Annotated in this window: 16 protein-coding genes and 2 pseudogenes; 5 read left to right on the forward strand and 13 right to left on the reverse strand. The window is 36.5% G+C overall.

Features of this window, described 5'->3' with window-relative positions:
* The first annotated feature begins 379 nt into the window (after positions 1-379).
* Positions 380-577 carry a hypothetical protein gene (locus ORL93_RS10480; RefSeq protein WP_033798668.1) on the forward strand — a complete coding sequence of 66 codons (198 nt, stop codon included), beginning with the start codon at positions 380-382 and terminating at the stop codon, positions 575-577.
* Between the two features lie 302 nt (positions 578-879).
* Here ORL93_RS10480 and ORL93_RS10485 read toward each other — a convergent pair whose 3' ends face one another.
* The 3 genes and pseudogenes from ORL93_RS10485 to ORL93_RS10495 form a co-directional block, all read right to left on the reverse strand.
* Positions 880-1,206: a nucleoside triphosphate pyrophosphohydrolase gene (locus ORL93_RS10485; RefSeq protein ID WP_003195533.1), complete on the reverse strand. Its 327-nt coding sequence runs from the start codon at positions 1,204-1,206 to the stop codon at positions 880-882.
* Between the two features lie 56 nt (positions 1,207-1,262).
* A pseudogene (locus tag ORL93_RS10490) lies at positions 1,263-1,590 on the reverse strand (hypothetical protein).
* Between the two features lie 61 nt (positions 1,591-1,651).
* A complete protein-coding gene (locus tag ORL93_RS10495; RefSeq protein ID WP_006093684.1) occupies positions 1,652-2,440 on the reverse strand; it encodes an enoyl-CoA hydratase in 789 nt (262 codons plus the stop codon).
* Positions 2,441-2,715: 275 nt separating this feature from the next.
* On the opposite strand from ORL93_RS10495, the gene ORL93_RS10500 reads away from it, so the two are divergent.
* The gene (locus ORL93_RS10500) at positions 2,716-4,116 is read left to right on the forward strand and encodes an O-antigen ligase family protein (protein ID WP_018782307.1); all 1,401 of its coding nucleotides are present in this window, start codon (positions 2,716-2,718) and stop codon (positions 4,114-4,116) included.
* Between the two features lie 56 nt (positions 4,117-4,172).
* Here the strand turns inward: ORL93_RS10500 and ORL93_RS10505 are convergent, their stop codons facing one another.
* Positions 4,173-5,651: a SulP family inorganic anion transporter gene (locus ORL93_RS10505; protein WP_265959031.1), complete on the reverse strand. Its 1,479-nt coding sequence runs from the start codon at positions 5,649-5,651 to the stop codon at positions 4,173-4,175.
* Positions 5,652-5,996: 345 nt separating this feature from the next.
* On the opposite strand from ORL93_RS10505, the gene ORL93_RS10510 reads away from it, so the two are divergent.
* The gene (locus ORL93_RS10510) at positions 5,997-6,467 is read left to right on the forward strand and encodes a hypothetical protein (protein WP_003195524.1); all 471 of its coding nucleotides are present in this window, start codon (positions 5,997-5,999) and stop codon (positions 6,465-6,467) included.
* A gap of 35 nt (positions 6,468-6,502) precedes the next feature.
* Here ORL93_RS10510 and ORL93_RS10515 read toward each other — a convergent pair whose 3' ends face one another.
* The 5 genes and pseudogenes from ORL93_RS10515 to ORL93_RS10535 all read right to left on the reverse strand — a co-directional run bounded on the left by ORL93_RS10515 (position 6,503) and on the right by ORL93_RS10535 (position 12,134).
* On the reverse strand, positions 6,503-8,059 hold the full coding sequence (locus ORL93_RS10515; RefSeq protein WP_265959032.1) for a fatty acid--CoA ligase: 1,557 nt from the start codon (positions 8,057-8,059) through the stop codon (positions 6,503-6,505).
* A 572-nt stretch (positions 8,060-8,631) separates the two neighbouring features.
* Positions 8,632-9,021: an Imm50 family immunity protein gene (locus ORL93_RS10520; protein WP_006093671.1), complete on the reverse strand. Its 390-nt coding sequence runs from the start codon at positions 9,019-9,021 to the stop codon at positions 8,632-8,634.
* 17 nt (positions 9,022-9,038) lie between these two features.
* A pseudogene (locus ORL93_RS10525) lies at positions 9,039-9,191 on the reverse strand (HNH/endonuclease VII fold putative polymorphic toxin); the annotation flags it as partial.
* A 440-nt stretch (positions 9,192-9,631) separates the two neighbouring features.
* Positions 9,632-11,122 carry a coproporphyrinogen III oxidase gene (locus ORL93_RS10530; RefSeq protein WP_003195520.1) on the reverse strand — a complete coding sequence of 497 codons (1,491 nt, stop codon included), beginning with the start codon at positions 11,120-11,122 and terminating at the stop codon, positions 9,632-9,634.
* Positions 11,123-11,261: 139 nt separating this feature from the next.
* Positions 11,262-12,134, reverse strand: coding sequence for a Cof-type HAD-IIB family hydrolase (locus ORL93_RS10535; protein WP_097793709.1), 873 nt, complete (start codon positions 12,132-12,134; stop codon positions 11,262-11,264).
* A gap of 134 nt (positions 12,135-12,268) precedes the next feature.
* On the opposite strand from ORL93_RS10535, the gene ORL93_RS10540 reads away from it, so the two are divergent.
* Positions 12,269-12,883: a DNA-3-methyladenine glycosylase gene (locus tag ORL93_RS10540; RefSeq protein ID WP_098641351.1), complete on the forward strand. Its 615-nt coding sequence runs from the start codon at positions 12,269-12,271 to the stop codon at positions 12,881-12,883.
* 26 nt (positions 12,884-12,909) lie between these two features.
* Here ORL93_RS10540 and budA read toward each other — a convergent pair whose 3' ends face one another.
* From budA to ORL93_RS10560, 4 genes are all read right to left on the reverse strand, one after another.
* Complete coding sequence (budA, locus tag ORL93_RS10545) at positions 12,910-13,668, reverse strand: acetolactate decarboxylase (protein ID WP_040119177.1); 759 nt, start codon at positions 13,666-13,668, stop codon at positions 12,910-12,912.
* A 21-nt stretch (positions 13,669-13,689) separates the two neighbouring features.
* Positions 13,690-15,378: an acetolactate synthase AlsS gene (gene alsS, locus ORL93_RS10550; RefSeq protein WP_018782312.1), complete on the reverse strand. Its 1,689-nt coding sequence runs from the start codon at positions 15,376-15,378 to the stop codon at positions 13,690-13,692.
* Positions 15,379-15,768: 390 nt separating this feature from the next.
* The gene (locus ORL93_RS10555; protein ID WP_006093678.1) at positions 15,769-16,122 is read right to left on the reverse strand and encodes a YlbF/YmcA family competence regulator; all 354 of its coding nucleotides are present in this window, start codon (positions 16,120-16,122) and stop codon (positions 15,769-15,771) included.
* A gap of 383 nt (positions 16,123-16,505) precedes the next feature.
* A complete protein-coding gene (locus tag ORL93_RS10560; RefSeq protein ID WP_265959061.1) occupies positions 16,506-17,663 on the reverse strand; it encodes a DUF445 domain-containing protein in 1,158 nt (385 codons plus the stop codon).
* Between the two features lie 767 nt (positions 17,664-18,430).
* Between ORL93_RS10560 and ORL93_RS10565 the strand changes: the two genes are divergently transcribed.
* Positions 18,431-19,819: a YheC/YheD family endospore coat-associated protein gene (locus ORL93_RS10565; RefSeq protein WP_265959033.1), complete on the forward strand. Its 1,389-nt coding sequence runs from the start codon at positions 18,431-18,433 to the stop codon at positions 19,817-19,819.
* Positions 19,820-19,834: the final 15 nt, after the last annotated feature.

Here is a 19,834-nt window from a genome sequence, read left to right on the forward strand (position 1 = left end):
TAAAATTGTTTTAATATACATAAATTGATGTAATTACCAATTAAGTTTACCTTTCTTCTTATATATAATGTATAGTTATTATATACAAGAGACGTTTTTGAAGAGGATTCAGGAGAATAACAGTAGATGTTTTTCAGAAGCCCCTCGTTATTTACTTATATAGGGAGGGAATTCAATCATTCTTTATTAAAAACAATGCTCCCCCAAAAATGGCTCTGTTAAGAGCAAAAACTTTTGGTGCAATCCCACACCTCTCATTCAGATACAAAATTAAAGGCCTTTAAATTTAGATAGGCGATTTACATATAATTTAAATATTTTAATTTTATAATAAAACCTATATAATAGTTAAAATCCACAGAAAATAGGAGGTCATTTTATGAATAAAAAGTTTGAAATATTAATGAAAGTTACGCCTTTCCTAAGTGTACTTTTTATCTTAATTGGCTTAATTATGGGAGTATTAGGTGCATTGGACCATAATGTAAAAACATTGACTGCATCACTATTTCTAATAGTACAATCCGTACTTGGAATAACATATGCTATGTCGTTTAAAAAAATATGGGGAAAATAAGTCTCATTTTAACATGATAATTTACTTGCGTTTTCTTATGCGAATTGGCTTGCTAGAATGCCAAAAATACTTATATATCAATAAGCTAAATGGGTTACGAAATCATTTACGATTTCGTAACCCATTTAGCTTATTGTTTGTTGTTTTGTACGTCAAAAGAGAACGTTTTACTCTCATTCTCTCCCTTTGTTTCAAACCCAGAACGGGGCAGAAAAAAGCCGAGTCCGCTTCTACGCATGGACGAATCCTCTCTCCCACCCAAAAACAGAAAGGTTTTATATCTCTATATAATTCACAGTTAACTACTCCTCCGAAACATCCAGCAAGTAAATCCCTCTTTGGAACCCACCGCGTTCTTCTTCTTTTTGCTTACGAAGACGCTCAATATCTTCAAATGTTGCGCCTTCTGCACGCGCTAGTGAGATGATGACTTCTAGTGCATCAGCCAGTGAATCTAATGCGTGTTCACGTTCTTTCATTGAGGCGAATTCACGAATTTCCTCTGTTCCGATTTTCGCTAATGCTTGTATGTATGCTTGACCAGTTAATTTTTTTGAAGTATATGTTTTTCCAGACATTAAAATCTTTTCTGGAACGAGATCTCTAACTAGTTTATTATAAGTTGACATAGTTCTACCTCCACCAAAATATCATACTTATACTATAGCATATCTTCTTTCCATATTTAGTAGCATCCTAGCTCTGCTTTATAGAAAAACCATTTCTTTTTCACACACGCACTCATCATATCAATCCCTGTTCCATGAGCTTGTACATGCGGAAAGAAGTAATGATCTGGTTCATTATTTTCTGTTCCATACAATGTTTGATAAGCTGCAGGAAGTGCTTCTTTCTCTATATTTCTTTCCTTCGTAATTTCTCCCCCTGTAGCAACCTTAGTTAGGATGGCCCTCAAAAAATAACGCCGTGCGAACAGCAAGCGTTGGTGTGCTATGTAGAGCAAAATAGATTAGCATAAATAAACCGATAATAACTATAACTTTTCTTTTCATCTTTTCCCTCATTACTTAAAAAAGTGCTAACACTTAGGATGTGTTAACACTTTTTCTTTTTTTATTCCCCTTTAAACGCAGGCGGACGTTTTTCTAAAAATGCAGTAATTCCTTCTTTATGGTCAGCTGTTCTTCTCATTTCGTATTGTCCGCGCTTTTCAAGCTGAAGCGTTTGTTCTAAGCTTGAGCGATTGACTTCGCATAAAATTTGTTTCGTTTGAATCATAGATTTAATTGGTTTTTGAAGCCATTCATTTATTTTTTGTTTTACAGCACCTTGGAAGTTTTCTCCGATAACTTCGTCAATTAATCCAAGCTCTAACGCTTCTGTTGCTGGTAACTTTTTACCTTCCCAAATGATTTGTTTTGCCATATTTTCACCGAGACGTTTTTGTAAGAAGAAATGCCCCCCGCCGTCTGGTATTAAAGCGATTCCAATAAAATTCATCGCAATGATAGATGAAACGTCTGCCAATACATAATCAGCTGTTAACGCAATACTTAAACCAAGCCCCGCAGTTGGGCCATGAATTGCACTGATCACAAGTTTTGGCATTGTATATAACGTTACAACAATTTCTGAAATGGTATTCATGATACTTTCAAATTTGCTTTCATCATTACTAGAAAGCATAGATTTAATGTCTCCACCCGCAGAAAAACCACGTCCATTCCCGCATAATACGACAATATGAACGGAACTTTCAGCTACTTCTTTCAGCTTTGCTAACAATTCTTTGAGCGTAGGTTCATCTAATGCATTTAATACTTCTGGGCGATTCATCATAATCGTTGCTACTCGTCCTTCATATTTCACAACTACAGACTCGGCTTTACTTTTTACTTCCATTATATATCCCTCTTTCTTCCTTAAAGATTATACTTATATAATTAAAGAAAAGAGGTGTAAAATCCTTCTTTTTTCGTAATTTTCTGTCTAATATACTCGAAAATTTACATATTCCCTATTATGAATGAAAGAAAATAACCTCTTTTCAAGAGATTTGCCACATATCCTCGTCTATTTACCATTATAATAAAATGGTGTATTCTTATGTTGATGTATCAAATGGACATAGAAATTCGTTCATCCAATCATGCGAAAATGAAGAAATGGAGGAAAACATGGTTAACAAGTTGAAACAAACGAATAACTACTTCCCACATTTCCTGTTACTATTTATCGTGTTGCAACCAATTTTAGATTTATTAACATCTTTCTCTATCTACACATTACACATGAGTGCGACAGTCGGAATTGTAGTAAGATTTGCCTTTATGACTCTCGCTTTAGGATATCTACTTTTCAATTGGAAACAACCTGGTAATAAGAAATATATTTTCTATCTAGTCTTGCTTGGTATCGTACTTGCTGCTGGACTTGTAAACAATATGATCGTCAAGCACCCCGTTTCTTTTGGCGAGGAAATTAAATTCATTTTGAAAAGTACATATCCAATCGTTTTATTGTTTGGATATATTCTTGTATTTAAAGAACTAAAAGATAAACAGTATGCTTCTGATAAACTCATTACATATTTCTTATATGCATCGTTAATTGTAAGTATGGTTATGATTGTATCTATAGCATCCGGAACAGATTTCTCAAGTTATTCATACGAAAAAACCGGCTCTAGAGGATGGTTCTTCGCGGGAAATGAATTGAGTTCTATTTTAGCAATCACGTTCCCAATGATTGTACTCTACTCTGTACAGAAAACAACTTCTTTTTCTAAAGTATACTACTGGATTCCAACAATTTTAGCGATGTATGCCAGTATTATGGTCGGAACAAAAGTGGGCTATGGAGCAATTATCCTTACACTAGGCGTTGCACTTCTCTTTTCTATTATTGAATATATGATGCAACGTAAAAAAGTAGGTAAAGGAATTACACATCTTGTTAATACCTTTGTTGCTCTTGTTGTACTAGGTGGTTTATTGGCAGTCACACCACTTACTCCTATTGCAAAAAATATGGGCATTCATTTACAAATATATGAAGATAAAAAATTAGCAAGCGAAGAACAAGCAAGAAAAGAAGGGAAAGTAATTACAGAGGATCCTGAAGAAGCAAAAAGACGTGCAGAAGGAAAATTAACAAGTGGAGAAATGAATAGTTTAATTTATAGTGACCGTGATAAATTCTTACAAGTGTATAAACAATACTATAAAGAAGCCCCTACATCACAAAAGTTATTCGGTATGGGATACGCAGGAAACTATAAAGATAAAGATGCAGTTAAACTAATTGAAATGGACTTTCATGATTTATTCTTTTCATTTGGAATCATTGGTTTTCTGCTTTATCTGTTACCATTTGTTTATTTTAGCATTCGATTATTCATTCGCGTCATTACAAATTTCAAATCCATTATAACTGTAAGATATATGCTCCTTGCCAGTGTGCTAGTATTAGCACTAGGTATTGCCTTTACGGCTGGACATGTATTAACCGCACCAGCTGTTAGTATTTTCTTTGTCGTAATATTAGCCTATGTCATTGTTGATTTGAAAGCAGATTAAGAAAACGCTACAAGCAGCATCCAATTATGTGGATGCTGCTTTTCATCATTTCAATTCTACTTTTCGTTCACCATTTGTAACTTTTTTCTTTGTTCATCATTTGCCAAACTTAGCAGCGTCTGTTCAACATGCGGCTGTAATTGCTCAAGCGTTACACTTGCACCCATTTTCTCCGTATGATCCACAAAGTTTAATAGCGCCATCGCTCCTGAAGTATCCATATAATGCACATCATTCAAACGTAATGTCAAATGAGATTTGACTTCTTGCAAAGAAGAGAAAATACGGTCAACAGATAGAAAGGAAAGCGGCCCCCGAATCATATACAATGCATCTTCCCCTTCTTCTTTTACAATAGAAGCTTTTCGTTCTTTACATTGCACTATATATAAAATGAAGGAAAGCACTATGCCAAACGCAACCGCAATCATTAAATCAAATTTCACTGTAATCACCATTGTTAAAAGCATAACGACAGTATCACCTTTTGGGGCTACATGCATCTTTTTCATGCTATCCCAATCAAACATTCCGATACCTGTTAAAATTAAAATACCCGATAGTACTGCAAGTGGAATATATTGTACAACCGCACCAAGTCCAATAATGAAAATAAATAAAATGATGCTATGCATACAAGCTGACAATGCTGTTTTCCCGCCACTTCTTATATTCACAATCGATCTTACAGTTGCTCCTGCTCCTACTAATCCGCCAAACAATCCACTCATGATATTCCCTAACCCTTGGCCAATCAATTCTTTATTACTTTTATGGCGCGTACCTGTTACGTTATCCATCACAACAGATGTTAATAAAGAGTCAATTGATCCTAATAATGCGATACTAAGTGCTGGAAAAATAAGTTCAAGCACTACTGATCCACTAAAAGATGGTACATGAAGAGAAGGTATTGCTTCTGGAATTGCTCCAATTTTTTCAATCATCTTGTTTAGAGGAATCGTTCCCACAAAAGGTAATTGAATCGTAAGTCCTTGTAATACATGAGAAAATAATGGCAATGTTGCCGTAACTCCAACTAACGCAATTAGACTCGCCGGAATCGCTTTAATCCACTTCCCTGCAACAAGCATAACGAGAATTGTTAACAGAACAAGTAAAAAGCTATTCTTTACATGCTTCATTTCACCTAAAATAATGATAAGTGCAATTCCATTCATAAACCCTGAAACAACAGAATATGGAATATAACGTATATAAGCTCCAAGCTTACATACACCAAATAAAATTTGAAACAACCCGGCCATCATAAATGCGATAAAACTTGCTTCGAGTCCATGAGTTGCGATAACTCCTGTCGCAATCACCGTAATTGGACCTGTAGGACCTGTTACTTGCCCTGCTGTGCCACCAAACAGCGCTGCAAATAATCCCGCAAAAATCGCACCATACAATCCGACTAACGCCCCTTCAGATGTCCCCGTTGCGGCAATCCCAAATGCAATTGCGAGCGGCAGTGCAACAATCGCCACGGTAAAACCCGCTAAACATTCTTTTGCTATTTTTTGAACCATAAAAAAATCACCTCTACATAAAATGAAACTTTAATCAGTGGGGGGTCTTCAGCCCCACTGATTATTATCCCTTACCAATCGGGCTTTTACTGACAGTTCTTCTCTCACTAACTTCCTTGCTTTCGCTAAATTTTGAGGTGGAAGTGTTACATGCAGGATAATGCCCACGTTCCATTGTAACGTGAGAAAGGCGCGTTCGTCAGCGCCTTTTAGAAGAAACTCTTTACAGTATCGTGAAGTAACCGTCTTCATTTTTCACATTCCCTTCTCGCTAACGCTTTAGAAAAAAATCCCCCTATGCTATAATGAACGGATTAAATCTTTTACTATATATTTGGAGGCAATATGCTAACTTTTGAAGAAAAATTATCGATTATCGAATCTTTCCCGCAATTAGAAAGAAAGAACGTGTCATTAAAACGTGTAAACTTTCACTTTGAAGAAAGTCGCTTAGACAAAAAGAACGTTGTTTATCATTTACATCCAAATGGAAATGGCTTTGTATACGCTAGCGGCATTAACGGTTATAAAACAGACGATAAAGGCATGGTTAACATCCGTGAATTTTCAGCAGACGAACTACGCTCATTAATTCAAAAATCAATTGAACTTCTATCCCAAGAACCCGAAGAAGTAGTCGCACAGGCTGCACCTACTAAAGAAGAAGAATGGCATAATGAAGACGGCCATATTCTTACTCTTATCCAAGAAGACGATATGTGGAATGTGTACGCAGGTAGTAACTTAGACGGAACATTCAATTCTTATCCAGAAGCTGCAGAATACCTTGATGAAGAAGGTTTCTCACGCAAATAAAAAAAATGCCTTTCCAAATTGGAAAGGCATTTTTTTTATTGTTTAGCACCTTTTAATGACTCTCTAAGTACAAATTTCTGCAATTTCCCACTCGCATTACGAGGAAGTTCATCTGAAAATACGTAGTGGCGTGGTCGTTTATAGTCTGCTAATTCATCACTTTCTTTACAATACTTTTCTAAATCTTCCGCCGTAATATGTTCATCCTTTTTGACCACTACCGCAACAACACGTTCACCCCATAATTCATCTGGTTCACCAAGTACAGCAACATCTAGTATCCCAGGATGACTATGCAGGAAATCTTCAATTTCACGCGGATAAATATTTACCCCGCCGCTAATGACCATATCATCCAAACGATCGGCAACGTATAAATAACCATCTTTATCTAAATAACCTAAATCACCTGAGTGATACCATCCTTTATACATAGACTTTGCTGTTGCTTCTTCACGATTATGATATCCTGCCATCATAGTTGGTCCACGTGAAATAATTTCTCCCACTTCATAAGGTGGTAACACGTCATCTGGTTCTGCCGGCCCCTCTTCGTTCGGTTTTACAATTCGAATTTCATGACTAAAACAAGGCGTTCCGGCTGAACCAGCTTTCGTAATTTGATCTTCTTCTACTAAGAATGCAATAACGGGACCCATCTCTGTCATTCCATAAATTTGAACAAGATCGATATGCAGACGCTCTTTACATTCTTTTACGAGCGCTGGTGCCATCGCAGCTCCGCCATATACTCCAATTTTCATCGACCGTAATTCATATTGTGATAAATCCTCTTGTAACAGCATATTCCACATCGTTGGCGCCGCAAAGAATGTTGTAATCTTTTCCTTCTGAATTGTATGTAACACCGTCTTTGTATCAAAGTGATGTAAAATGATATTTTTTCCGCCAACTTGAATTCTTGGTATAATACCAGCATTTAATTCACCGCAATGATATAACGGTGCTACTGCAAGGCCAATACTATCACGGTTATATTTTAAGAAATACGTGCAAATCATACTATGTTCAGCCATATCACGATGACGATGTAGCACCCCTTTTGGATGACCCGTTGTACCACTTGTATAGAGCATCGAACAATAATCTGTTTCCTCAACAACAATATCCACTGCCTCAGATGAAGCTGCATTTACCTTTTCATGATAAGAAGCAGCGTATGAAGGTGCATGATCTTCTATGTACCAAAAAGAACTATTTGGGAAATCTCGTTCAATGGTAGCAACCGTCTGTTCAACGGCTTTTTCAAATACAACGACTTTTGAGGATGCATCCATGAGGATATAAGCTACTTCTTTTGCTTTTAAACGGAAATTAATCGGATTGAAAATCGCACCGATTTTCGCACAAGCGAGGTAAACGTTTACAAATTCATGACAGTTATATAAATAAACAGATACAGTATCTCCTTTTTTCACACCTTCTGCTAATAATGCTTGCGCCGTTTTATTGATCTGTTCATCCCATTCTTTATATGTCCAACGAATGTTCTTTTCTGGTTCTACTAACGCTTCTTTATTTGCATATTTCCCTACCGTTAAATCAAAAATCCTCCCAATCGTCATATACATGTCAAAATATGCCCCCTTTTAACTTTCATAATTCTATCATTTCGTCTATAAGTAGACATTTCCTCCACATTTTTACCTTCTTTTTCTGATCATTCTCGACATCGTTTTACAAATATATATTCATTTTGATTTGTAGGCATACACGTATCTGCTATGAAAACAAAAGGAGTTCTCCACTCATTTTCTCCCTTTGTTTTTACTTGGCCTGGGGCTAAAAAAGCAATCTATGCATGGACGGACTCTCTCTCCCATCCAAAGAATGGTTTTTATTTATAAAGCTATCCGTTCTAAGCTCTCACCCTCCAAAGTCTTTTGTATGAATGCTTGGAGGGCATTTATAACCTACACCAAAGAAAAAGGACTGAGCATTACAGGATTAAATCAGATGGAATAAGGGAACTCCTTAAATAGGTGTTCCCTTGTTTTATAGCTAAGCAAAGGTAAAACATACTATATTACTTCAAACGAAGCTTTTGTATACTATGTTCTTTACAGCTTGCTCATTGATTCTATTTAAGTTGCTATACTCATCTACTAAAAATTTTGAAAGACGTTGAGTCAATTAAGGATAACTATTTTATTGTATCAATATAGCCACTGACAGATTGTATGATACCATAGTCAGCTTTAAGATTCATACATACAGAACCTGATATGTTAATGTTAAAATTCCCATCTTTGTCTAATTCAATATTAATATCTCCTCTGTATTTATCATTGGAAGATTTCAATGTTAATTCCTGTATATCAAAAAAGTCTAGTTGGACAAATACAGTATTATAGTTTAAATCTTTCCATTTTTTTGGAGGATTATCTGCGAATTTAGGCATATTAAAATTTATAGAAATTTTTTTACCTTCATCTTCAATTTTAACTGCTACAATACGTACATCTAACAATGAAGGAGCTTCGTTATATAAATTTGATATAAATCTATTTCCTTCTAAATTACTGTACCACATATAATCACCTCTATATATTATTTATTAAATGGATAATGCTCTTGTGTACCTTCAAATTTACCTGTTCGCGGTTTATCTGCAGGTCTCACATTAAAATGCGGTCCCTGTCCACCTTTAGAGTGGCCTGCACTATGGTCCTGAATTATTACTTTTTTTCCATCTTTATTAGTAAAATGATATCTTTCTTAAACTGTTTTCCTTTAAAATATCTCCTCTTGTCGTGCTCCTACTCATTTTTTCTAAAATGTAACGTGGTTTAGAGAACTTTGCAACAGAACCAAACCTCCACATGTAGTATGTAAGGAGATTATCTCATGGGTTATTTACAAATAGTAGGTAGGGAATATTTGACGCTTACATAGCTAAAATCAACAATATTATTTAAACAATAGCTCATTTATATAAAAAAGAGACTGAAACCTAAAAACTCGCAATATGCGAACCTTTAGGCCAGCCTCTTACCCCGCTTTAACGGGCAGTAATACTCCCACCTTAAATTTTAGCAGAAGCCAAGAAGTTAGGTGTGAGATAAACTGCCCGTAAAAGCCCGATTGGTTCAATTAATAATCCGTGTGGGATGAGAAAAACCCCCACGGATTAAAGTTTCACTTTAAGAGAATAGCTCTTTTAAAATTTCAAGCTTATCTTCTGTATATTTGATATAACCATCATTATATGATTTCGGATCTTTCGGGTTTGCAAAATGTGTAATTGCCCCTGTCTCTGGATGCACAAATTTACTTGATGCACCGCAGCCAAGACCGATAATAGACTGTACTTCTTCCATAATCACGATATTATAAATACTTTCTTGCGATGGCATCGCATAACCAACATTTTCTAAGTTACCTAAAATGTTCTTTTGGCGGTATAAATAATAAGGTACGTAATTATGATTTTTCGTCCACTCTTCAGCCTCATGCATCATCGCTGTAATTTCTTCGCGACCTGCCACTTTATATTTACGCTTATTTTGCGTCATTTCAGAAGCACGCTTAAATGATAATGTGTGAACTGTTAATGATTCCGGCATTAACTTTTCCGTTTCATCTAACGTATGTTTAAATATATCTAGTCCTTCACCTGGAAGACCAATAATTAAGTCCATATTGATATTGTTCATTCCCATTTGACGTGCTAAATGATACTTTTCAATCGTTTCTTCCACTGTATGATGGCGCCCGATTGCTTTTAACGTTTCTTGATGGTACGACTGCGGATTAATACTAATGCGGTCGATGTTCCATTTATTTAATACTTCTAGTTTTTCTGGCGTAATCGTATCAGGACGACCTGCCTCAACTGTTACTTCGCGTACTTCTTTCACATCCGGGAACGATTGGTACATTTCTTCATACAACATGTCCATCTCTTCTGCTGTAATACTTGTTGGCGTACCGCCTCCGTAATAAATCGTTGTAACCTTAACACCTTTTTCTTTTAGGAACTTACCAATTTCACGAACTTCGTAGTGTAAGCCTCCTAAGAAAGAATCAACCGATCCTTGACGTCCATTAATCGCATACGCCGGGAATGTACAATATGCACATTTTGTCGGACAGAACGGAATACCGATATAAATACTTACTTCTTCTTTCAAACGATATAAATCTGGAACAACTGCTAATTGACAGTCCACGATGCGCTGCAGAAGTTCAATTTTTTCTTCATGAATTAAATAGCTTTCACGAAGTTCTTTATGCGCTTCTTCTTTTGACATGCCATTTTGAAGCATTTTATGAAGAAGTTTCGTTGGACGTACTCCTGTTAAAATCCCCCAACTTTGCTCAATTCCAGTTAGCTGTTGCAAGACAGAAAGATACACATATGAAACAACATGTTTTACTTGTTTCATACGTTCTTTTTCTACTGTGAAGGAAGATAAATCTTTTTCAAACGTTTCTTCATATACATTTCCAGTTGCAACGTCTGTTAAACGTGCTGAAGCTGTCACGTTTCCTTCTATCTTTATTTCAACAATAAGATTCGCATCTTCTTTCTCAAATCCTATCGTGCTTTCTTCAAAAAATAAGCCGCTAATATTTTGTAGCGGACGTAAAAAACGATCATCTTGTAACGTTTTTATTGAAATTAACAACACTTATCACCTTTTCATTTGTAAACTCTCTTTAGTTTACTTGAAGGGTGACTAGAGGTCAATATAGAAGCTTTTCCTCATTTTCCCGGAAAGACAAACACTAAGAAACGCAGCTTTCAGGCTGCGTTCTTTCGTCATCTTGTCACCATTTATGAACCTGCGAGTGATTTTTTAAAAATGGAAGTGGAAATTGCTTTCGAAAATGTTCCTTAATCATATATTCCACTCCGTTTTCACTATTGGAACGTGTAATCCAATCTGCTGCTTGCTTCAATGGAATAGGTGCATCTCCCATTGCAACTCCTAATCCAACACCCGCGATGACATCTAAATCTTCCAAACTATCTCCAATTGCCACCATTTCATTCAATTCGATCCCAAGGTGTTCTCCTAATAATTGTAATCCTCTTAATTTCGATACATGAAGCGGAAGAATTTCTACCCTTCCCCCATCGGATTCTATATACTCGACATTTTCAAATGCTTTTTTCAACGTTTTAAGCGCGCGTTCTCTTTCTCCTCTACTTGCAAAGACAACATCAATTTTCGGAGCTGCAACAGGGTGATCACGCAGTGCGTCACCTAATGAATCTACAAATTGAACAGGATAAAATAACGGATCCGAACTTGATAATACAGTGCGTGCAATTAAGTTTGGTGTATTTCGCTCACGGTTACCGATAGAAAAACGTTCATGTGAAATACGGACATTACATTCAAAATGTTCGAGCACTTGCACGATATTAAACGTTTTTTCTTCTGATAATCGTTTTTGAACAAGCGGCTTATCTAATGAAGCAGAAATAAAAGCACCGCTATGCGTAATTAATATAGAATCTAGTTTTAATGACTTTGCTATTTTATGAGCCGATTGAAAGTGCCGACTTGTAAACAGCGTAACATATACACCTTTTCGTTTGACAAAATCAATAGCTTCTCGTGTTCCTTTTGGTATCTTCCCATTTTTCTGCAGGAGCGTCCCATCTATATTAAGAGCCAACAAGCGATAAATCACGTCGCATTCCTCCTCTTAGCTGCTTTACTCTATCCATAATTTATGAACTAAATTTGTTAATTAGAACGAGTTAGAATTTCGTACGCAAATTTGGTTTAATATATACGTATATCATCAGTAAAGGGGATACCAATATGAAAGCACCTCCTTCTTTTTATGAGGGTGATACATTAGAAATTGCTAAAAATTTACTTGGTCATAAACTTGTACATATAGTAGATAGAATAAAACGAAGTGGATTCATTGTAGAAGTAGAAGCGTATAAAGGACCAGATGATAAAGCTGCACATAGCTATGGGGGAAGACGAACCGAGCGCACGGAAGTTATGTTTGGCGCACCAGGACACGCTTATGTATATCTCATCTATGGTATGTATCATTGTTTTAATGTCATTACAGCTCCAGTTGGTACCCCGCAAGGCGTTCTTATTCGGGCATTAGAGCCAGTCGATGGAATAGAAGACATAAAAATGGCACGTTACGGTAAAACAGATCTTACGAAATCACAATACAAAAATTTAACGAACGGACCTGGAAAGCTATGCCGCGCACTTGGCATTACTTTAGAAGAACGTGGCTTATCCTTACAAGGTGATGAATTATATATTGAATTGGTGCCAGAAGCAGAGCAGCTATCTTCTCAATATGAGATTGTAACAGGCCCACGCATCAATATTGACTATGCTGAAGAAGCTGTTCATTATCCTTGGCGTTTTTATTTTAAGAACCATCCATTTGTCTCTAAATGAAAAAGAAGCCAAATCGGCTTCTTTTTTTACTCCGCACCTTCCGCAGTCGCAATATCATTTTCAAGATTTTCTCTAGATAAATCCGCTGCCATAAAATCAGCTGTTTCTGGAAGTGCTAAATGCATATGTGCTTTTTGACAAATTTCGATCGTACAGTTTTCTACAGTAAAATCAAAAACATGTCCGCCTCCGCTTCGTTCATCATCAATATAATGTAGATGGAAACCGGCTACTCCAATACCTTGCGCATAATCTGGTGTCCAAAATCCTGCCATTGTTCCTTTCGTATGAGAGAAAGAAAAAATCGGCTGTGATTTTGTCACTTCTACGAGTGGTGTATATGGTTTTTCTTGACGCGGAACGGTTCTTGTTCTTACTTCACGGAATGTTCCATCCATACGAATCGCATAAAATAAGTTTTTACTTGGCATTAATTCATGTAATAAAGATTCTACTTCTTCACGATTCATTGGACGATCAATTGTATAACTCATTTCTTTTTCAAAAAATGTTACAGTGGCAAACGGTGTTGTTTCTTCCGGTGCTACCATTTCTGCAGAACCGTCGGAACGCAAATGATAAAATTCTCCATCAAAAGCAATCATTTCACCATCTAATTGATCAAACGTACCGATGCCAAAATCGCCGTGCTCTTTTAATTTATCAAAGTTGATAATGCCATCATATATACCATCCAATAAAGCTAGCATTGTTGACGTTTGATATACTTCATTATTCGTTTTCATCTTTTTCGCATCAATATCTAATAATTGTGCAATACTCATGTCTATTCTACTCCTTTACCACTAGTTCAATTGGTTTGGTAGTAATTTTTCACTTAATTTAATGTTATCGCGATAATCAATTGGAATATCTACAACTACAGGACCTTCTGCTTTCAGTGCTTCTTGTAATACCCCTTCTAACTCTTCTGGAGAATTCACACGAAGTCCAATAGCACCGAAGCTTTCTGCATATTTTACAATATCAACATCACCAAATTCTGTCGCTGATGTTCTGCCGTATTTCATCATTTGTTGGAAGGCAACCATATCATATGTACCATCTCTCCAAACAAGATGAACAATCGGAGCTTTGAGACGTACTGCTGTTTCTAGTTCCATTGCAGAGAATAAGAAACCACCATCTCCAGAAACAGAAACCACTTTTTTACCTGGTTCCACCAATGTCGCTGCAATTGCCCAAGGAAGTGCGACACCTAATGTCTGCATACCATTACTAAATAATAAACGGCGTGGTTCATAAGAGCGGAAGCATCTTGCCATCCAAATGTAATGTGAACCGATGTCACATGCAACAGTTGTTTCATCATCAATTAACGAACGAAGTGTACGAATGACTTGCAGTGGATGTGTAAGCCCTTGTGAATCGCGAACTGGCACTTCGGCTTGCTCTGATAATTTCGCACGTAATTGATCTAAAATAGCTTCTGATTTTGTTGACAAGATAAATCTTGGTAATTGCTCTGCAATGCTATCTACCGTTAATGCAATATCACCAATTAATTCGCAATTTGGTTGATAGTCATGGTCAATATCAGCTTGATGATCGTCAAGATGAATAATCGTTCTATCCCCTAACTTATTCCAAAACTTCGGATCATACTCAATTGGGTCATAACCGATAGATAGAACAAGATCGGCCTGTTCTAATAAAATATCGCCTGGTTGATTACGGAATAACCCAACGCGTCCAAAGAAATGATCTTCTAATTCACGTGAAATTGCTCCAGCTGCTTGATACGTTTCAACAACCGGCAATTGTGTATCAGCAATTAACTCACGAACTGCTTTCGTTACTTCATTTGTGCTCGCTCTCATACCAAGTAAAATAACTGGTAATTTTGCAGATTTAATTTGTTCTACAACTGCTGCAATTTTATGTGTGGGAGCGATACCAAGTTGCGGCTGAGAAAGCGTGCCAATAGATGAAACGGACGTTTCAGCAGTCATAACATCTTGTGGAAGACTAACAAGCGTTGCTCCCGGATGAGTAGAAGTTGCACTGCGGAATGCATTTGTAAGTGCTTCTGGCACATTATCAGGATGCTCTACTTCTACGCTATATTTTGTGATTGGTTCGAATAGTGCAGCATTATCCATAGATTGATGCGTACGTTTTAAACGATCTGTACGCGGCACTGCACCCGCTAAAGCAACAACGGGATCACTCTCTGCCGTAGCAGTAACAAGACCTGTCGCTAAATTTGATGTCCCTGGTCCCGATGTAACAAGACATACACCTGGTTTCCCTGTCAATCTCCCAACAGCCGCTGCCATAAATGCTGCGTTTTGTTCATGACGACAAACGATTAACTCAGGTCCACGCTCTTGCAACACATCAAACACAGAATCAATTTTTGCACCTGGAATACCGAAAACATGTGTAACTCCTTGTTCGATTAAACAATCGACAACAAGATCGGCTCCTTTTGTTGTTGTTTTCACGTTGTTTGCTTTTACTTCTGTACTCAAACTAATCATCCCTTTATGTCAAAATCGTGTACAATAAAGCTAGTTATTATGTAAATCAGCCATATATTACACCTGATTAATTAATGTGGTGTAATATATCTTGTTGATTATTATATTATAAATGTATTACTTTTCCAACAATATGAATTCGAAATTATTTTGACAATAAAAAATGAAAACCCTTACATGTATTTTGTTATATCGAAATAATATTTTTTATAAATTTTTACATTTGTATCACATATTTTTAAAGGTTTTCTCAACAAATATTCCTTGCCTATCTTTACTTTATTTCCTGTAAAACTTTCCTTTTATGCAATTGATTGAGAAAAGGAACTTCTGCGAACTCCATAAAAAAAGACGCTTCCCTCTCAGGAAACGCCTTTCTCATTAAGCCTGATATGCAGTATATAATTCTTCAAGTGGCTTCATAATAATTTTGTTAATATCGCCGATTACAACATTTAAGCGTTGCTCTGCTTCCATTAACTTTACGATTTTTGGATCTTGTTGAATAAGCGCTACAACTTCTTGTGCTTTTTGGTTATCTTCTTCTGTAATTTCTTGTCCTTGCATCATCTTTTGTTGTAAGCCCATTTGCATTGTACGGAATTGATCAAACAGTTGTTTTGATGCCGCATCCCCTTGTACTTCTGCATAACTTGCTTTTAAAGCTTGGAAATCTGTATTTTCTGCAATTGCTTTTTGTAATTCATATGCAACATCATGAATGTTTTTTGTCATTGTATTTTTCCTCCTTTAACGGGCTTGGTCTATTGTCCCCGCCCTTTGAGTACCTTTTGATACGCACCTTCTTACAATAACAAACTATGCACGAGATGTGAAGAAATTTCACTTTATTTATCGAGAGGAACTGTTTTGTGAGGACAGAGACAGGAGAATCCTCCACCTCAAGCTCTTGTAGAGGTAGGTGGGGGTAGTAGTACAAATTGAGCTACCGATATAAAACCTTTCTTTTTAGGAGTGAGGGTGTCCGTTCATGCATAAAAGCGGTCGGCCCCATGCTATGTGAAAACAACAGGAGAACATAAGTGGATGTCTCCTGTTGTTTTCATGGCCGTGATTTGTATGTTGAAAAAGCAATATGGATTTATATAGACAAAGCGTTACATTAGAAAAAGCAACACTATACCTTGAATCAAACCTATTGTCCCCCCTAACAACGCTCCCAAATATGTAATCATCTTCAATTCACTCTTCGTAATTGATAACACAAGATCTTCTAATCTCTCTGTTGAGAATGTAGATACTTCTTGTTGTACAATTTCAGCAAGATGTAAATTTTTCAAAATCTGTTCGGTATTGTTTGTCCCCCATGCTAAACCTTTTTTCACTAAACTTGGAATCATTGTTTGTACAACTTTTTCCCGAACTGGTTCACACACTTTTTGAACAGACTGATTGAAAAATCCTCTTACAGTTTCCTCTATTTTAACTGTTGATAGGATTGACTTTACAATCGTTTCTTTCTCTATAAAGGAATCTAGTTCCTTCACTTCTCTTCCCTTTAATTTCTCCCACTCTTTTTGCAGTACATCACTTAAAAGCTGCTTCGTTCCTTCTTGTCCTAAAAACTTAATCACTTCTGGCTGCAGACGATCCACTAAACTTACATTCCCTAAAAACATACCTACTAAATTTAATAATGTACCTCGCGAAGCAAAAAAGTCATCAATCATTTTGGCAAGCCGCTCTTTTCCCTCTTCACTTTCAAAAAAGCTTTTACCTCTTTCTAAAATAAATGATGCTACATTCGGAATCATTTGCTCCACTTTTTCATGAACAGAACTAGGCAAAGCTTGTTCCCACGTATATGTATAATATTGTGATAAAAACGTATCAATTTTTTCCACAATCATACTTTCAATTTTTTGGATGGTCTTCCCTTCCACATGCTCCAAGCCCCATTTTTCTAAAACCTCTCGTAATGATTGCTCGTTCACCAAAATTTTATCTATCTCTACTTGTCCCCACTGAATAAGCTCTTTCTGAAAGTTTTCATCTGTTAATTTCTTGCCGATTCCTTCTGGTGTTAACAAATGATCCACAACCATTTTCCCTAATTGAACAGCAAGTTCATCACGACGCTTCGGAATCAATCCGGGCGTAAAAGGTACTCGAAACTTTCCAATATAAATAGGGCGATGCGGGCGAAATAACATTTTTATCGCTAAATGATTCGTATACCCACCAATTATTGCTCCTAACCCTGTCGTTGTTAACATATTTAACCACATATTCATTACACAATACCAGCCTTCCATTTCTCCAAATATATATATCTTACTACAACCTGTTACAAAAACAATACACAACCAGCCATTTATCTTGAGATACACTGACTTTCTCCATCCATCAGCTACCTTTTGCGATTTCTCACGGCTTAAGATGCGAAATAACTACCATATTTCCCCGAAATGCAACCACTGCCATGACGAACAAAAGATGATCTCCACTCGTTTTCACTTGGCATGGGACCGAAAAAGAATCCGACCGCTTCTATCCATGGACGGATCCTCTTTCCTCTCTAAAAAGAAAGGTTTTTCCACTTGTATGTACATAAATCCATTTCGATCTTTCCATACATCAGTCACTGCTATGAAAACAAAAAGTGACCTCCACTTATTTTCTCCTTTTGGTTTCACTTAGCGTGGGGTGAAAAAAGGACCTGACCGTTTCTATGCATAATCGGATCCTCTCTTACCTCTAAAAAGGAATGTCTTTCAATTTGGCTTCTCTCGCCCTAAAACATAGATCATCCAAAAATAGAATATCGTTATACGGACAACAGTATAATGATATGGGAGCATGTTTGCAATGTACTGAAGCCATTCGCGCAATTGCACAATAGAAATAAAAAACAATTGAGCAGTTCTCTCTTCTCTTTTTACATAATGGATAAAATAGAGCACTTAGGATTATATATGCGAATGCGAAAACAGCATGATTATTCACTGGCCGAAGAAGCTTCCCGCGGCCCATTACGGTTTAATCGATTTACACCGTAACTGAAAAAGGAGTGACTATTACATTGAAAGATCATATTTACACATTACAAATTTCTATCGATCATCCAAGATCGCTAACATTGCCCTATATATTTTCTAGTACTTCTCCCCTTACATTTCTTTCCTTCGGCACACGAAATACGACATGTGAAAATATTGAAATTCATTATACTTATGCTCACGAAATTATAATTGGCGAACAAATTGCGAAAGAACTTTATCTTCCATTTCCAACTACCGTGCATGCTTTCATTCAAAATCAAACACTTGTATTTGGGCCATTGATCGGTATTTTCACAACAGGTTTTACAGAATCAGCTGCTAATCCAATTGGCAATCGTTCCATCAGTTTCAAGGAGTTACTGACCCCACCCCACTCTTTACATCCATTTGTTTTCTTATTTGGTGCACAACATATGAACTGGGATGAGGAAACAATTGATGGATACTTTTTTAAAGAGGAAAACTGGATACAATGTAAAGTTCCTTTTCCAAACGTTATTTATGATCGGCTACCTAATCGAGAAGCAGAACTTTACAAACCTATTCTCAGAACAAAAAAACGATTACAAACGAAGTACACCATTCCATGGTTTAACCCAGGTTTTTTTAACAAATGGAATATACACCAGCTGCTTACAAATGAAAAAACAGTCGCTTCTCTGTTACCTCAAACAGAAACATTTCAGCACTTCGAGCAAGTAGAAAATTTCTTATCATCATATAAACACATTTATATGAAACCTGTGCATGGTAGTCTTGGACGAAATATTTATCAAATTCTTTATTCCACTTCAGAAAACAGTTATTATTGTCGTTACCGCGAGGCAGGGCAGAATAAATTACGAAAGTATCACTCTTTAGAAACACTTATCAATCATGTTATGCAAGGCCATGATTTAAAAACATTTATTGTTCAACAAGGAATTGTATTATTACGTATAGGTGGGCAGCCAGTAGACTTTCGCATTCATACAAATAAAAATCGTTTTGGGAATTGGAGAGTCAGTGCCATCGTTGCAAAAATCGCCGGGAAAGGCAGTATGACAACTCATATAAATAGCGGCGGAGAAGTAAAACTACTCCAAGATATTTTTTCTGATGCAACGGAGCGTGTTCGAATCACGAATAAATTGACAGATGCAGCCTTGCAACTAAGTTCTATTTTAGATCAGCAAACGGAAGGAAATATTGGAGAAATTGGTTTTGATTTAGGTTTAGATAAAGATGAGAAGATTTGGCTATTTGAAGCCAATTCCAAACCTGGAAGAACTATATTTCAATCCGAAACATTACAAGAATATAGTGAACTGACGAGACAGCTATTTTACGAGTACGCCATGCATTTAACAGAACATCATCTTTCTCGTCCGAAAAGGCTATTACCAGAAGATAAAACTTCCACCCTATAATAGGTGGAAGTTTTT

The sequence above is a fragment of the Bacillus sp. DHT2 genome (assembly GCF_026241455.1).
GTDB lineage: Bacteria > Bacillota > Bacilli > Bacillales > Bacillaceae_G > Bacillus_A > Bacillus_A pseudomycoides.

Coding starts and splice junctions, on each gene's coding strand:
- ORL93_RS10480 (WP_033798668.1), top strand. CDS start 380: ATGAATAAAAAGTTTGAAATATTAATGAAAGTTACGCCTTTCCTAAGT.
- ORL93_RS10485 (WP_003195533.1), bottom strand. CDS start 1,206: ATGTCAACTTATAATAAACTAGTTAGAGATCTCGTTCCAGAAAAGATT.
- ORL93_RS10495 (WP_006093684.1), bottom strand. CDS start 2,440: ATGGAAGTAAAAAGTAAAGCCGAGTCTGTAGTTGTGAAATATGAAGGA.
- ORL93_RS10500 (WP_018782307.1), top strand. CDS start 2,716: ATGGTTAACAAGTTGAAACAAACGAATAACTACTTCCCACATTTCCTG.
- ORL93_RS10505 (WP_265959031.1), bottom strand. CDS start 5,651: ATGGTTCAAAAAATAGCAAAAGAATGTTTAGCGGGTTTTACCGTGGCG.
- ORL93_RS10510 (WP_003195524.1), top strand. CDS start 5,997: ATGCTAACTTTTGAAGAAAAATTATCGATTATCGAATCTTTCCCGCAA.
- ORL93_RS10515 (WP_265959032.1), bottom strand. CDS start 8,059: ATGTATATGACGATTGGGAGGATTTTTGATTTAACGGTAGGGAAATAT.
- ORL93_RS10520 (WP_006093671.1), bottom strand. CDS start 9,021: ATGTGGTACAGTAATTTAGAAGGAAATAGATTTATATCAAATTTATAT.
- ORL93_RS10540 (WP_098641351.1), top strand. CDS start 12,269: ATGAAAGCACCTCCTTCTTTTTATGAGGGTGATACATTAGAAATTGCT.
- budA (WP_040119177.1), bottom strand. CDS start 13,668: ATGAGTATTGCACAATTATTAGATATTGATGCGAAAAAGATGAAAACG.
- ORL93_RS10555 (WP_006093678.1), bottom strand. CDS start 16,122: ATGACAAAAAACATTCATGATGTTGCATATGAATTACAAAAAGCAATT.
- ORL93_RS10560 (WP_265959061.1), bottom strand. CDS start 17,663: ATGGAAGGCTGGTATTGTGTAATGAATATGTGGTTAAATATGTTAACA.